The following is a 14,063-nucleotide window of genomic DNA, read 5'->3' as shown; positions in this document are numbered from 1 at the left end:
TCAAAAAGAGTGGTTTTTTGTTGACTAAAATAATAATAATTATTATCATCATGATATAAAGGTATGAGGGAGAATAAATAGATATGTCAAAACAATTCGACAATTTTTTACTAAGACACGAGGAGAATGTCAAAAAATTAAAGAAACGTGATAAAGAAACTGAGTCAGATAAGGAAAGATCAAGAGATGAATTTTCTAGAGATTATTCTAGGGTAATCTATTCTAACTCCTTTAGACGGCAACAAGGGAAAATGCAACTGTTTGCTGTTAATGGTAGAGCTTTTCACAGGAATAGGCTGACACATAGTTTTGAAGTGGCACAGATTGCAAGGGGGATTGTTGATTATTTGAAAAAAAATACATCTAATAATATTGATGTAGATTTCAATTCGATGTCTGTCGTTGTTGAAACTGGTGCACTTGTACACGACATTGGCAATCCCCCATTTGGTCATCATGGAGAAAGAATTTTAAATGATTTGGCAAAGGATATTGGTTTTGAAGGAAATGCACAAGGGTTACGGGTATTAAAAAATATTGAAAAAAAGTCTCCAGATCATAAAGGTTTAAACTTAACGTATAGAACCCTAGCTTCAATTCTAAAATATTATGTTCCATATAGAAAATCACGAAAGACTGAGAAGTTCATATACAAAGAAGATTATGAGGAATTTAAAAAGAGATTTAAAGAAATAGATGTGTTTGTGAGAACAATTGATGTTCAAATTGTTGATTTGGCAGATGAAATTGCTTATTGTGCACATGACTTGGAAGATGCATTGGCGAGTAACTACTTCACCATTGATCAATTTGTATTTTTGTTGGAACAGAAATTAGGAGAAGAGCAAACATTAGAGGATTTTAAGAAATGGATTGAAGAGGCAAAAAATAAAGCCAATAGAAGTAAATCCAATGATGACTATGATTTTTATTTTAGACGAGAATTGCTTTCCATTATTGTTAATAAATTCATTGAGGACATAGAAGTTGTAAAACTTAAGAAAAGTGATAAGGAAAAATTAGGGACTGATCAAGACAAAGAACTAGGGCTCGGTCATTATAAAAAACTTGCTGGTGCATTGAAGAAAACGATTTTCGAAGGCGTAACAAATTCTGACGATATTATTTTATATGAAAATGTTGGGACGAAAGTGTTGACTAGTTTATTTGATTTATTCATGAACGAAGAATATAATCGGAAGAGTTTTTTGATGCCGATCGAATATCGATTTGAAAAAGACGATACCCAAAGTGACAAGAAAAGAAAAGTACTAGATTATATTTCTGGCATGATGGACACTTACGCAATTGAGATGTATATAAAACATTTTGGTACAGATCCGTTCTTAGAGAAATATGATGCAGCTATATTCAAGAAAGGAACTGGTAAAAAGCTAATAGAGTGTTTAGCACAAAATTTCTTACATAAATAGCAATATGTTTAAGAAACCCGAGAATTCGTTAGAATTCTCGGTTTTTTCGGCTATTAATAAGAACTCTCCCGAATGATCAGTTGGGTACCTAGCTTGATTTTGCGGGGGTGGTGGGGCGTTGGACTTGTTATGACACGGTCCAGCAGCTGCATGGCTTCTTGGCCCATTTCTTCGGTGTAGACACTGATAGAAGACAGGGCTGGATAGACTTGGCGCGTGATGGCTGTATCGTTAAAGGTGATGAGCTGGACCCGTTCTGGCACGGCGATTTGGTGCTCTTGAAGGGCTCTAAGGGCACCGACAGCCAGAGTGTCGTTTGCCATGAAGAAGGCTGGGGGCAGCTGGTCACCCAGGTCGGCAATAGCCTGGCTCATCAGCTCATAGCCCGACTGGGTGGAGAACTTTCCTTTGTAGATGTAGTCTTCTTGGAGCATGCCCAAGGAGTCTAGATAGGTCCGAAAGGCAGTTAGGCGGGGGTCTGTTGGCAGTTGGTGTCCGTCTGTGGTTTCTTCCTGTCCGACTAGGAGGCCAATATCAGTCAGACCTTGTGAACGGAAGTGGTCGATAACTGTCTGAACAGAGTGTTCAAAGTCAGTTGTGACGCAGGAGAATCCCTCGGTCAGTGTATCAGAATCTACAAAGATTAGCTTGGAAGACAAGTTGGTCAGCTCTGCTATTTGCCCAGAAGAAAATTTACCAACTGCGATGATGCCGTCCAATCCTTGAAGGAGGGGATTGGTCAAGTCGTTGAAGGAGCGGATGATTTGATAGCCGAGAAGGCTGGCGGTCTGCTCGATGCTGGCACGGATGGAATAGTAGTAGAGGTCAGCCAGCTCTTCGCTTTCGGTGTACCATTGGACAATACCGATGGTGCCTTTTTGTTGGGGTGCTTGTTTTTTGAGGTGTTTGGTGTAGCCCAGGTCCTGTGCCAAATTGAAAATGCGGTCGCGGGTTTCTTGGCTGACGGATAGGGTCAGGTCGCCCTTTAGAACTCTGGAAATGGTGGCAGAGGATAGTTGAGCTTTTTCGGCGATTTCTTTGATAGTAACCATGTTTTTCTCCTGTTTATTTGTCTCTAGTATAGCATAAAAAACAAAATTAGTAAAAATTTAGTAAAAATATTGACTTTTAAATTGTTGAGTTGTACAATAAAAGAAAACGATTACAAAATCTAGGAGGTTCTTATGGATAAAGAACAACTCAAGCAAGCCTTTCTCGATGTGTTTGGTCAAGAGGCAGATGCAACTTTCTTCTCACCAGGTCGGATTAACTTGATTGGTGAGCATACTGACTATAACGGTGGTCATGTTTTTCCTGCGACTATTACCTTGGGGACCTACGGAGCTGCTCGCAAACGTGATGACCAGCTTCTACGTTTTTATTCCGCAAACTTTGAAGAGCTTGGAATTATCGAAGTGGATTTGAACAATCTGGTCTTTGATAAGGCGGACAACTGGACCAACTATGCCAAAGGTGTTCTTAAGTTCTTGCAAGAAGCAGGACATAGCATTGATACAGGTATGGAAGTCTTTGTTTACGGTAACATTCCAAATGGTTCAGGCTTGTCATCATCAGCTTCTCTGGAACTCTTGATTGGCATCATCGCAGAAGAATTGTATGGTCTAGAATTGACTCGTCTTGATTTGGTGAAAATTGGGAAACAAACGGAAAATCACTTTATCGGTGTCAATTCTGGTATCATGGACCAGTTTGCTATCGGTATGGGAGCGGATAATCGGGCGATTTACCTTGATACCAATAGCTTGGAGTATGAATTGGTGCCACTTGACTTGGGTGACCATGTGATTGTCATCATGAACACCAACAAGCGTCGTGAATTGGCAGATTCTAAGTACAATGAGCGTCGTGCGGAATGTGAAAAAGCAGTGGAAGAATTGAATGCAGTCTTGAATATTCAAACTCTGGGAGAATTGGATGAATGGACCTTTGATCAATATAGTTATTTGATTAAGGATGAAAATCGTATCAAGCGTGCCCGCCATGCTGTCTTAGAAAATCAACGGACCTTGCAGGCTCGTAAGGCCTTGGAAGAAGGAGATTTGGCAACCTTTGGTCGTTTGGTCAATGCTTCTCATGTCTCTTTGGAACATGATTATGAAGTGACAGGTTTGGAATTGGATACCTTGGCTCATACAGCTTGGGAGCAAGAAGGCGTTCTTGGTGCTCGGATGACGGGAGCTGGTTTCGGTGGCTGTGGTATTGCCATTGTCCATAAGGATAAGGTTGATGCCTTTACTGAAAATGTTGGTAAGACCTATACTGAAGTGGTTGGATATGAACCAAGCTTTTATGTAGCGGAGATTGCTAGTGGCTCTCGCGTCTTGTAGTCTTTCATTTTGTCTTTTGTTAGGTTGACAGAAGTGACTTATATGTAAGTTTATCGACTGGATGCGACGAACGTTGAGAAGTGGTATTGGCTTGTTTCCTAGCTTCTTCTCAAACTGAAAGACTATTTTTAATAATAGATTGGAGAAATGATGACAGGATTGGTGGATCGTTTTGTTGAGCAGGTCATTGCCAACAGTGGTTTTGAAGAAATGGATGCTCTTTACCTGCGCAATCGGGTCTTGGCTTTGGTGGGAGACCAGGTTCTGACTGTTCAAACAGAGTTAGAGGACTTGATTGAATTAAAAGATGAACTATTGGCTCATGGAGTTCGAACTGGTTTTGTGGGTGAATTGCTGGAAGAGCAGGACATGGTTGGGTCTTGTTTGATGGATTTGATGACACCGAGTCCGAGTCAGGTCAATCGTGATTTTTGGCAGACCTATCAGGACAGTCCAGAGCAAGCGATTGGCGACTTCTATGAATTGAGCAAGCGCAATGACTATATCAAGATGGCTGCGATTGCGAAAAATATCTATTATCAAGTTTCGACAGAGTATGGGGATTTGGAAATCACAATCAATCTGTCTAAACCTGAGAAGGATCCCAAGTCTATTGCAGCTGCTACGAAAGCTGAAGCAAGCAATTATCCCAAATGTCTACTCTGTATGGAAAATGAGGGCTATCAGGGACGGATTAACCATCCAGCACGCGCCAACCACCGTATTATTCGCTTGGATCTTGGTCAGGAAAAGTGGGGCTTCCAGTATTCGCCCTATGCTTACTACAATGAACATGCTATTTTCCTAAATCAGGAACATGTGCCGATGGTCATTAGTCCCCAAACCTTTGAACAGCTTTTGGACTTGCTGGACATCTTTCCAAATTATTTTGTCGGCTCCAACTCAGACCTACCAATCTCGGGTGGCTCCATCTTGACCCACAATCACTATCAGGGTGGGCGGCACAGTTTTGCTATGGAAAAGGCTCCGATAGAAGGCCAGCTGGTCTTTGACGGCTTTGAGTCCGTTTCGGCAGGCATTGTCAAATGGCCCATGTCGGTGATTCGCTTGAGTTCTGCAGACAAGCCATCGCTTCTTGGTTTAGCGACTAAGATTTTGGAAAAATGGCGGAGCTACTCAGATGATAGCGTTCAGATTAAGGCTGAGACGGATGGAACTCCCCATCACACCATCACCCCAATTGCTCGGAAACGAGGAGATTTGTACGAGCTGGATTTGGTTCTCCGCGACAATCAAACCTCGGAAGAATTTCCAGATGGCATCTATCATCCACATCCAGATGTGCAACATATCAAGAAAGAAAATATCGGCTTGATTGAGGTCATGGGTTTGGCGATTTTACCCCCACGTTTAAAGGCAGAATTGGCTGAAGTAGAAAAATTCTTACTGGGTCAAGATAGTCAAGTGGCTGACTATCATCAGCCTTGGGCGGAAAGCCTGAAAACAGCTCACCCAGATGTGACGGAAGAAACCGTCGAACAAGTTGTTCGTGAATCAGTGGGACAAATTTTCGCGCGTGTATTGGAAGATGCAGGTGTCTACAAACGAACTCCAGAAGGACAGGCAGCCTTTCTACGATTCGTAGAATTTGTAGGTTTAGCAACATAATTGCAAGAAAGAGTGGGACGGTGTCCTGCTCTTTTGGTATAATGGAAGTATTCACAGTGTGAGAAGGAGATATGATGGCGGAAAAGAGATTGGGGACACTGATTACATTAATAGCAGGTATAGCTTGGGGCTTGTCTGGAGTGAGTGGACAGTACTTGATGTCACGTGGTGTTTCAGTAGATATGATTACCTCCCTGCGTTTGTTGGTATCGGGATTCTTTCTCGTTGGCCTGGCTTATGCTACAGCGAAAGAACAGCTGTTGATAGTATTGAAAAATAGAAAAGCCTTGTTGGGAATTTTTGTTTTTGCGATGTTGGGTCTGGTTCTTAACCAGATGGCTTATTTACAAGCTATCTATCATACCAATGCGGGAACGGCTACGGTTTTACAATACCTTTGCCCTATCTTAGTCTTGGCTTATACCTGTTTGAAAAATAGGGAAAAACCATCAGGGATTGAGTTGATTTCAATTCTCTTAGCCGTAGCAGGAACTTTTTTGATTGCGACTCATGGCAAATTAGATGAATTGGCAGTGACTCCAATCGGTTTGTTCTGGGGAATCTTCTCAGCCTTTACTTATGCGCTATATATTATTTTGCCAGGTAAATTGATCCGTCAATACGGCAGTATAACGGTGATTGGTTTAGGGATGTTAATGGGTGGTTTTGTAGTCACGCTTGGTTTGCAAACTTGGCAGCATCGTCTTCCTATTGATGGTGGAAGTTTCCTGGGTCTGCTAGGTATTGTCGGAGTCGGGACGATTTTTGCCTATACTGCCTTTCTTAAAGGCGTCAGTATGGTTGGTCCTGTCAATGGTAGTCTTTTGGCCTCGATTGAGCCGATTGCATCTGTCTTTTTTGCAGTATGGTTGGTCAATGAGCAATTTTATGCAATTGATTTTGTTGGAATGTTGTTGATTTTACTTGCTGTTTTACTTATTTCTTTAAAAGATATATTGGTTGCCCAAAAGAGTATTGGTTAATATACTCTTTTTTGTTATACTAAAGAAAAAACTTGAAAGGAATAAAGATGATTAAAGAATTTTGTTCCGAAAATCATGTAGGTGTAATGAAGGCCATATCCCTAGGAGCTAAACGGATTGAACTCTGTGATAATTTGGCAGTCGGAGGGACGACGCCGAGTTATGGAGTGATCAAACATGTTTGTCAACTGGCCCATGAGAATGAAGCCACAGTCATGACCATGATTCGCCCTCGAGGTGGAGATTTTTGCTACGATGAAGCTGAGGTGGAAATGATGGTTGAAGATTGTAAAGTAGCGATTGAACTAGGTTCAGATGGTCTGGTTTATGGTTTGTTAACCGAGGAAAATTGGTTGGACGAAGCAGCCTTGGAAAGACTGTTTGCTGTTTCGCAGGACTGTCAGATTGTCTTTCACATGGCTTTTGACCAAATTCCTCGCGAACGCCAATTTGAGGCTCTTGATTGGCTGGCAGAACATGGAGTGACACGGATTTTGACGCGTGGAAGTCTGACAGGTTCAGCTTTGCAGAATATCGATTGGTTACGAGACATTCAAGCCTATGCACAAGGTAAAATTGAAATCTTGATTGGTGGTGGATTGACTGTGGAAAATGTGCCAACGTTATTGGAAGCATTACCAATCAATCAAGTACATGGAACGAGATTATTTTGGTAAGGTAGCTTTGAATTTGAAATAAATTACAGAATAATAATCGAAGTTTATTTAGAAATGTTTAGAAGTTAAGGTTTGTTTAAGCATTGGAAGATACAATATATTTATTCTTTTTCATATAATCTCCACGGAAGCAGTCGATACGTTCGGCTGTTTTCATTTTTGTTTGTTAAAGTCCGGTATACAGACTAGAAACTGCTGCGTCTCTATTGAATCCCCTACGTAAAGAATTGAGAACTGTGGCTGTTGAGGTGAGTAATTTAGCGTTGGATTATGCAGTTCGCTTAGCTCAATCATTGATTAGTACCCCTGTGCTATCATAACTATGACAGTCTGATTGCAATTGCAAAAACAACAGGTGTGGAGCCGAAAGGGAAGGATTGTCAGTCATTTTCGGTATACCAAGAGCAATACAGTCTTTATGATGCTAAAAAATTAACCTATCGTGCTCTGATATGGCGCCTCTTTGACGATAGTCATGCAGATTATGGCCATGCAGCGACGATTTTGGGTATGGATTGGATTTTGGAAGAAGGGCAGATGTAATTCACAACTACCATTATATTACCTCCAGAAGGCACTCGGTTGATCCGAGTGTTTTCTGCTATCCATTCGCATTTTTCTTAGAAAAATGGTATAATTATCTGATAAAAAACTTTGGAGACGACAGTGAGTTTAGAAAATTACATGCCGGATTTTGCCTTGGAAAAGGCTTATGACGTGACCGTCGAAAGCTTGAAAAAACATGGCATAAAAGTAGTGTTTGTTGACTTGGATAATACCTTGATTGCTTGGAACAATCCCGATGGTACGCCAGAGATGCGCCAGTGGTTACATGATTTGCAGGACGCAGGCATTCCTGTTGTGGTGGTTTCAAACAATAAATACGAACGTGTCAAACGGGCGGTTGAAAAATTTGGGATTGAATTTGAAGCCTTTGCTCTCAAGCCTTTCACCTTTGGGATTAACCGTGCCCTGAAACGCTATGATGTCCAGCCACATGAAGTGGTCATGATTGGCGATCAGCTGATGACGGACATTCGGGCTGCTAAGCGAGCTGGTCTCAAGTCTGTCTTGGTCAAACCCTTGCTAAAGACGGACTCTATCAATACGCAGATTAACCGTTGGCGTGAACGACGGACCATGAAAAAAATCATCGCTAAATATGGAGCGATAGACTACAAGAGGGAGATGTAAGTGGAAGAATTATTTTGTATCGGCTGTGGTGCCCAGATTCAGACGCTAGACAAGGCAGTCGCTGGTTTTACACCTCAATCAGCCCTAGAAAAAGGCCTGGAAACAGGGCAACTCTACTGCCAGCGTTGTTTCCGTTTGCGCCATTACAATGAGATTTCAGATGTCAATATCTCGGATGATGATTTCTTGAAACTTCTCCATAGCGTGGGAGAAAGCGATGCCTTGGTGGTCAATGTCATTGATATTTTTGATTTCAATGGTTCAGTCATTCCAGGTTTGCCTCGCTTTATTTCAGGAAATGACGTACTTTTGGTTGGCAACAAGCAGGACATTTTACCCAAGTCTGTCAAGACAGGCAAGGTCACTCAGTGGTTGACTGAACGGGCGCATGAAATCGGCATGCGACCAGTTGATGTGGTCTTGACTTCTGCTCAAAACAAGCAGGCTATCAAGGATTTGATTGAAAAGATTGAACAACACCGCAAGGGACGGGATGTCTATGTGGTCGGTGTGACCAACGTCGGTAAATCAACCTTGATCAATGCTATTATCCAAGAAATCACAGGGGACAAGAATGTCATTACGACTTCACGTTTCCCTGGAACGACGCTGGATAAGATTGAGATTCCTCTGGATGATGGTTCATACATCTATGACACGCCTGGGATTATCCATCGTCACCAGATGGCCCATTACTTGACGGCTAAAAACCTCAAGTATATCAGCCCTCGGAAAGAAATCAAGCCAAAGACCTACCAGCTCAATCCAGAACAAACCTTGTTCTTGGCTGGTCTGGGACGATTTGACTTTGTGGCTGGTGAACGCCAAGGCTTTACGGCCTTCTTTGACAATGAATTGCAGCTCCACCGCACCAAGTTACAGGGGGCTAGTGAATTTTACCAGAAGCATGCGGGCTCACTTTTAGTGCCACCAACCAGCAAGGAATTGAAAGAATTTCCTGAATTGGTCCGTCATGAATTTACCATCAACGAAAAGACGGATGTGGTCTTCTCAGGTCTTGGTTGGATTCGTGTCAATGAAAAGGCCAAGATTGCTGCCTGGGCACCTAAGGGTGTGGATGTGGTGATCCGCAAGGCGATTATTTAATACTCTTCGAAAATTAAAAGCAGACGTTGTTGACTTGATTTGATGAGTGTAAAGCTCCAGTGGAGCTTTACAGCCGGCTACCTGAAAACGTGAAAGTAGTAGGGTTTAATCTGCTCTTGGAGAGACGAACTTCGTTCGCTCTATTTCCAACCTTCAAAGGTTCCCCGAACCTTTGAAGCTAGTCTGATTTTAATTTTCATTGAGTATAAGAGGTATTTGATTTCAGTTTTTACAATTAAAGAGAAAGGAAGTTCAAGTCTTCTGATTTGAACACGGGCTAAGTATATCGGCGCAATAGGGAAAAACTTTGTTTTCTTTATTTCCCGATTGTAACAGTCTCCCAGTCTGTTACAACGCCCTTTGTATAATAAATTATGCTAACTTCAAAACAACGTGCCTTTTTGAACAGTCAGGCACACAGTCTCAAACCCATCATTCAGATTGGGAAAAATGGTCTCAATGACCAGATTAAAACCAGTGTTCGTCAGGCCTTGGATGCACGTGAATTGATCAAGGTGACCTTGCTACAAAATACGGATGAAAATATCCACGAAGTAGCTGAAATCTTGGAAGAAGAAATCGGTGTGGATACGGTCCAAAAAATCGGTCGCATCCTGATTTTATTCAAACAATCTAGCAAGAAAGAGAACCGTAAAATTTCCAAACAGGTCAAAGAAATCTAAGAAGGAGAGCCTATGGCTATTGAACTCTTAACACCCTTTACCAAGGTTGAATTAGAGGTTGAAAAGAAAGAAACCAATCGCAAACAAGTGGGGATTCTGGGAGGGAATTTCAATCCTGTCCACAATGCTCATTTGATTGTGGCAGACCAGGTCCGTCAACAGTTGAAGTTGGATGAGGTCTTGCTCATGCCAGAATTCATTCCGCCCCATGTGGATAAGAAAGAAACTATTGACGAATACCATCGCTATTCCATGCTCAAGATGGCTATTGCAGGTATTGAGGGCTTGGGGATTGAAACCATTGAACTGGAACGCCGTGGTGTCAGCTATACCTACGACACCATGAAATTGCTGAAGGAAAAAAATCCTGATACGGATTATTATTTTATCATCGGTGCAGATATGGTAGACTACCTCCCAAAATGGCACAGGATTGATGAATTGGTCCAGTTGGTGCAGTTTGTTGGTGTCCAGCGTCCGCGTTACAAGGCAGGGACTTCCTATCCTGTTATCTGGGTAGATGTGCCCTTGATGGACATTTCCTCCAGCATGGTACGGAGCTTTATCAAGCAAGGGCGGGTGCCGAATTTTATGGTGCCTCATGAAGTTCTGGACTATATCGAAGAAAAGGGACTGTACCAATGATTGCAGCAGATTTGACATTTGATCGTCAGGCTCTTTTGGAAAAAATCCGTGTAGCCATGAAGCCAGCGCGCTTCCAACATGTTTTGGGTGTGGAAGAGGCAGCGCTTGCCTTGGCAGACCAATACGGCTGTGATCCGAAAAAAGCCAGTCTGGCAGCACTTTTGCATGATTATGCCAAAGAAGTGGAAGACCAAGTCTTTCTGGACTTGATTGCCAAGTATGATTTGGATAAGGAACTGCTCAACTGGGATAATAACATCTGGCACGGTGTGGTTGGCGCCTATAAGATCGCAGAAGATTTTGGCTTGGAAGATGAGGAAATTTTTCAAGCCATTCAACGACACACCATTGGTGCAGGGCAGATGACCTTGCTAGATAAGGTGCTCTATGTGGCGGACTACATCGAACCCAATCGGGATTTTCCTGGGGTGGACGAGGCGCGACGGATTGCAAAAGAGTCCTTGGACAAGGCGGTAGCCTTTGAAACTGCCCAAACCATTTCCTACTTAGCCAAGAAGGGGATTCCCATTTATCCACAAACCTTGGAAACCTATAATGCTTATGTCGGAGAGTTAGGAAGGTAAGATGAAGTCAGCACTATTAGTCATTGACATTCAGCATTTGCCTGTGGAAGGCAAGCCCTATGGAATTGAAAATCGGCTTCGGCTCTGGCAAGATAGCCTTGCTCAAGCCCGTCAAGCGGGGCTAGAGGTCATCCATGTCCGCCATCATGACCAGGAATTTGTCAAGGGGACTGCTGACTGGGAGATTCACTCAACTGTTGCACCCTTAGCTAGTGAGAAGATTTTCGATAAGCCCTTTAATAGTACCTTCAAGGAAACGGGGCTTCATGCTTATTTGCAGGAAAAGGGAATTGAGCAGCTCATCATCATGGGCATGGCGACCAATTTTTGCATTGATACGACGATTAAAGTAGCCTTTGAACTAGGCTACAAGGTAGCAGTGATTCAGGATGGAACGACGACAGGTTATTCAGGCAAATTGGATGCCAAAGACTTGATTGACCACTACCAAAACATCTGGTCATGGAATTTTGCCCAGGTGGATACATTAGAAAATATAATTAGAGGATAAGATGAAAGAACTAGATTTAGTAAAAGTTGTGGTCCAGGCTGCTGATGACAAGCGAGCTGAGGACCTTGTTGTAATTGATGTTCAAGGCGTGACCAGCCTGACAGACTACTTTGTGATTGCCAGTTCCATGAACAGTCGTCAGTTGGAGGCTATTGCGGAAAACATCCGTGAAAAGGTAGCGGAAGTTGGGATCAAGGGTAGCCGTGTAGAAGGCGATAGTAACGGTGGCTGGGTCCTTTTGGACCTTGGAGGCGTAGTCGTTCATATCTTCTCAGAAGAAATGCGTGACCACTACCAGTTTGAAAAACTCTGGCATGAAGCACCACTGGTGGACTTAGAATCCTATTTGGCGGCAGAATAAATGTGAGGCAGGCAGTCTTTGTACTGCCTTTTATGAAAGGAAATAGCATGGCGACTTACGAAACCTTTGCGGCGGTCTATGATGAAATCATGGACGACAGCTTGTATGATAAATGGACGGATTTTAGTTTACGGCACCTGCCTCAAGATACCAAAACAATCTTAGAATTGGCCTGTGGAACGGGCATTCAGGCTGTTCGCTTTGCTCAAGAGGGCTATGAGGTGACAGGCTTGGATCTGTCCTATGAAATGTTGGAATTGGCCCAGAAAAAAGCAGAAGCTGCTGGTGTCATGATGGAACTAGCCCAAGCAGATATGATGGCTCTGGAAGGTGTTGGAGATTTCGATGCGGTGACCTGTTACTCGGATAGTCTGTGCTATATGGCAGACCGAGAAGCCGTTTTGCGGGTCTTTGAGGGGGTTCACTCTGTTCTCAATTCAGGTGGTACTTTCCTTTTTGACGTTCACTCCATTTATCAAATGGAGGAAGTGTTTGCAGGCTATAGCTATCATGAAAACTACGAGGATTTTGCCTTTGTCTGGGATACCTATGAAGGTGAGTATGAGCATTCCATTGTTCATGAATTGACCTTCTTTGTCAAAGATGAGGACAGTCAAGAGGAGCGGTTTATTCGTCGGGATGAAGTTCATGAAGAGCGGACCTATCCGATTGAAACCTATGTGGAATTATTGAAACAAGCTGGTTTTACATCTGTGGAAGTCTTTGCGGACTTTGAAGATCAAGCTCCGACAGAAACCAGCCAGCGGTGGTTTTTCAAGGCGGTCAAGGCATGATTTCAGGGATTATTGCAGAATACAATCCCTTTCACACGGGGCATAAATACCTGCTGGAACAGGCGGAAGGCTTGAAAATCGTAGTTATGTCTGGCAATTTTATGCAACGGGGTGAGCCAGCCATTGTGGATAAGTGGACACGGGCTCAGATGGCTTTGGAACACGGGGCAGATCTTGTTGTTGAGATGCCCTTTTTGGTGTCGGTCCAGTCGGCTGACCATTTTGCAAAGGGAGCAATCAGCATTTTACACAGGCTAGGTGTGGAAAAACTAGTTTTCGGTACGGAAGAAATGCTGGATTACCAGAAAATTGCGGATATCTATGTGGATAAGTCGGAAGAGATGGAAAATTTTGTGAAAAACTTGCCAGACAATCTCTCTTTTCCACAGAAGACCCAGGCCATGTGGCAGGAGTTTGCTGGTCTTACCTTCACAGGTGATACGCCCAATCATATTCTGGGCTTGGCTTACGCCAAGGCGGTGGCTGGGACAGGTATTCAGCTCGGTCCAGTTCAGCGGCAGGGGGCAGGTTTTCATTCGGAAGAGGTGGAAACGACCTACGCCTCGGCGACTGCTATCCGAAAGGGGGCCAACCAGTTGGACTTGGTGCGTGACTTTTTACCGTCTGCCAGTCTCTTTGAAGAGGCGACCAAGGTAAGCTGGAGAAATTATTTTCCCCTGCTCCGCTACCAGATTGCGACCCACCGAGATCTCAGTCAGGTCTTTCAGGTCAACGAAGAACTAGCCAGTCGTATCCGCTCTGCCATTGGGAGCGCAGCGACCGTGGAGGAGTTAGTGGATGCTGTTGCGACCAAGCGCTACACTAAGGCGCGGGTGCGGCGGGTGCTGACCTACATCTTGGTCAATGCGGTGGAAACTTCCTTGCCAGAAGCGGTTCATATCCTAGGCTTTTCGGCTCGAGGCCAGGCCTATCTCAAGACCGTCAAGGAGCAGGTGGACCTGGTGACGAGGATCGGCAAAGAGCCCTGGGACAGCCTGACCCAGCAGGCGGATGCGGTCTATCAACTGGGCGCTAACGCAATAGCAGAGCAGACCTATGGGCGCGTGCCGGTGAGGGTGGAGTAAGATGAATGCAATAAAGAATAGGAAGTTTT

The 14,063-nt window shown here is 43.5% G+C and carries 15 protein-coding genes and 1 pseudogene; 15 read left to right on the top strand and 1 reads right to left on the bottom strand.

Going from position 1 to position 14,063, the window contains the following annotated elements:
* Window positions 1–83: 83 nt before the first annotated feature.
* Window positions 84–1,433 (top strand): deoxyguanosinetriphosphate triphosphohydrolase family protein, encoded by a 1,350-nt coding sequence (locus tag ODU34_RS05215; RefSeq protein ID WP_205014630.1) that lies wholly within the window; start codon window positions 84–86, stop codon window positions 1,431–1,433.
* Window positions 1,434–1,486: 53 nt separating this feature from the next.
* On the opposite strand, the gene ODU34_RS05210 is transcribed toward ODU34_RS05215, so the two are convergent.
* Window positions 1,487–2,485 (bottom strand): LacI family DNA-binding transcriptional regulator, encoded by a 999-nt coding sequence (locus ODU34_RS05210; protein WP_105121075.1) that lies wholly within the window; start codon window positions 2,483–2,485, stop codon window positions 1,487–1,489.
* Window positions 2,486–2,617: 132 nt separating this feature from the next.
* Here ODU34_RS05210 and ODU34_RS05205 point away from each other — a divergent pair, with 132 nt between their 5' ends.
* From ODU34_RS05205 to ODU34_RS05140, 14 genes and pseudogenes are all read left to right on the top strand, one after another.
* A complete protein-coding gene (locus tag ODU34_RS05205; RefSeq protein ID WP_205014629.1) occupies window positions 2,618–3,781 on the top strand; it encodes a galactokinase in 1,164 nt (387 codons plus the stop codon).
* Between the two features lie 147 nt (window positions 3,782–3,928).
* Window positions 3,929–5,410 (top strand): UDP-glucose--hexose-1-phosphate uridylyltransferase, encoded by a 1,482-nt coding sequence (gene galT, locus ODU34_RS05200; RefSeq protein WP_105178486.1) that lies wholly within the window; start codon window positions 3,929–3,931, stop codon window positions 5,408–5,410.
* Window positions 5,411–5,484: 74 nt separating this feature from the next.
* Window positions 5,485–6,393, top strand: coding sequence for a DMT family transporter (locus ODU34_RS05195; protein WP_074390981.1), 909 nt, complete (start codon window positions 5,485–5,487; stop codon window positions 6,391–6,393).
* A gap of 47 nt (window positions 6,394–6,440) precedes the next feature.
* On the top strand, window positions 6,441–7,070 hold the full coding sequence (locus ODU34_RS05190) for a copper homeostasis protein CutC (protein WP_105178487.1): 630 nt from the start codon (window positions 6,441–6,443) through the stop codon (window positions 7,068–7,070).
* A 206-nt stretch (window positions 7,071–7,276) separates the two neighbouring features.
* Window positions 7,277–7,586: pseudogene (locus ODU34_RS05185) on the top strand (hypothetical protein); the annotation flags it as partial.
* A 150-nt stretch (window positions 7,587–7,736) separates the two neighbouring features.
* Complete coding sequence (locus ODU34_RS05180; RefSeq protein WP_105249352.1) at window positions 7,737–8,264, top strand: YqeG family HAD IIIA-type phosphatase; 528 nt, start codon at window positions 7,737–7,739, stop codon at window positions 8,262–8,264.
* Window positions 8,265–9,371 carry a ribosome biogenesis GTPase YqeH gene (yqeH, locus tag ODU34_RS05175; protein WP_105178489.1) on the top strand — a complete coding sequence of 369 codons (1,107 nt, stop codon included), beginning with the start codon at window positions 8,265–8,267 and terminating at the stop codon, window positions 9,369–9,371.
* 371 nt (window positions 9,372–9,742) lie between these two features.
* The gene (yhbY, locus tag ODU34_RS05170; protein WP_024379048.1) at window positions 9,743–10,054 is read left to right on the top strand and encodes a ribosome assembly RNA-binding protein YhbY; all 312 of its coding nucleotides are present in this window, start codon (window positions 9,743–9,745) and stop codon (window positions 10,052–10,054) included.
* Between the two features lie 12 nt (window positions 10,055–10,066).
* Window positions 10,067–10,699, top strand: coding sequence for a nicotinate-nucleotide adenylyltransferase (locus ODU34_RS05165; RefSeq protein WP_014637492.1), 633 nt, complete (start codon window positions 10,067–10,069; stop codon window positions 10,697–10,699).
* Window positions 10,696–11,283, top strand: a complete 588-nt coding sequence (gene yqeK / locus ODU34_RS05160) for a bis(5'-nucleosyl)-tetraphosphatase (symmetrical) YqeK (RefSeq protein ID WP_105178490.1) — start codon at window positions 10,696–10,698, stop codon at window positions 11,281–11,283. The genes ODU34_RS05165 and yqeK overlap by 4 nt, the downstream gene beginning before the upstream one ends.
* Before the next feature lies 1 nt (window position 11,284).
* Window positions 11,285–11,794: a cysteine hydrolase family protein gene (locus tag ODU34_RS05155; RefSeq protein WP_398578390.1), complete on the top strand. Its 510-nt coding sequence runs from the start codon at window positions 11,285–11,287 to the stop codon at window positions 11,792–11,794.
* Between the two features lies 1 nt (window position 11,795).
* On the top strand, window positions 11,796–12,155 hold the full coding sequence (gene rsfS, locus ODU34_RS05150; RefSeq protein WP_105178492.1) for a ribosome silencing factor: 360 nt from the start codon (window positions 11,796–11,798) through the stop codon (window positions 12,153–12,155).
* Window positions 12,156–12,202: 47 nt separating this feature from the next.
* Window positions 12,203–12,949, top strand: a complete 747-nt coding sequence (locus tag ODU34_RS05145; protein WP_105121084.1) for a class I SAM-dependent methyltransferase — start codon at window positions 12,203–12,205, stop codon at window positions 12,947–12,949.
* Window positions 12,946–14,034: a nucleotidyltransferase gene (locus ODU34_RS05140; RefSeq protein ID WP_105121085.1), complete on the top strand. Its 1,089-nt coding sequence runs from the start codon at window positions 12,946–12,948 to the stop codon at window positions 14,032–14,034. Before ODU34_RS05145 ends, ODU34_RS05140 begins: the two co-directional genes overlap by 4 nt.
* Window positions 14,035–14,063: the final 29 nt, after the last annotated feature.

This window comes from Streptococcus sp. 2018WUSS126 (assembly GCF_044427425.1).
Classification (GTDB): Bacteria; Bacillota; Bacilli; order Lactobacillales; family Streptococcaceae; genus Streptococcus; species Streptococcus hashimotonensis.
Note: the sequence above shows the minus strand (reverse complement) of the source record. Positions and strands in the feature narration are given on the sequence as shown.

Excerpts from the sequence above, each read along its gene's own strand:
- ODU34_RS05215 (WP_205014630.1), top strand. The coding sequence starts at position 84 with ATGTCAAAACAATTCGACAATTTTTTACTAAGACACGAGGAGAATGTC.
- ODU34_RS05210 (WP_105121075.1), bottom strand. The coding sequence starts at position 2,485 with ATGGTTACTATCAAAGAAATCGCCGAAAAAGCTCAACTATCCTCTGCC.
- ODU34_RS05205 (WP_205014629.1), top strand. The coding sequence starts at position 2,618 with ATGGATAAAGAACAACTCAAGCAAGCCTTTCTCGATGTGTTTGGTCAA.
- galT (WP_105178486.1), top strand. The coding sequence starts at position 3,929 with ATGATGACAGGATTGGTGGATCGTTTTGTTGAGCAGGTCATTGCCAAC.
- ODU34_RS05195 (WP_074390981.1), top strand. The coding sequence starts at position 5,485 with ATGGCGGAAAAGAGATTGGGGACACTGATTACATTAATAGCAGGTATA.
- ODU34_RS05190 (WP_105178487.1), top strand. The coding sequence starts at position 6,441 with ATGATTAAAGAATTTTGTTCCGAAAATCATGTAGGTGTAATGAAGGCC.
- ODU34_RS05165 (WP_014637492.1), top strand. The coding sequence starts at position 10,067 with ATGGCTATTGAACTCTTAACACCCTTTACCAAGGTTGAATTAGAGGTT.
- yqeK (WP_105178490.1), top strand. The coding sequence starts at position 10,696 with ATGATTGCAGCAGATTTGACATTTGATCGTCAGGCTCTTTTGGAAAAA.
- ODU34_RS05155 (WP_398578390.1), top strand. The coding sequence starts at position 11,285 with ATGAAGTCAGCACTATTAGTCATTGACATTCAGCATTTGCCTGTGGAA.
- rsfS (WP_105178492.1), top strand. The coding sequence starts at position 11,796 with ATGAAAGAACTAGATTTAGTAAAAGTTGTGGTCCAGGCTGCTGATGAC.
- ODU34_RS05145 (WP_105121084.1), top strand. The coding sequence starts at position 12,203 with ATGGCGACTTACGAAACCTTTGCGGCGGTCTATGATGAAATCATGGAC.
- ODU34_RS05140 (WP_105121085.1), top strand. The coding sequence starts at position 12,946 with ATGATTTCAGGGATTATTGCAGAATACAATCCCTTTCACACGGGGCAT.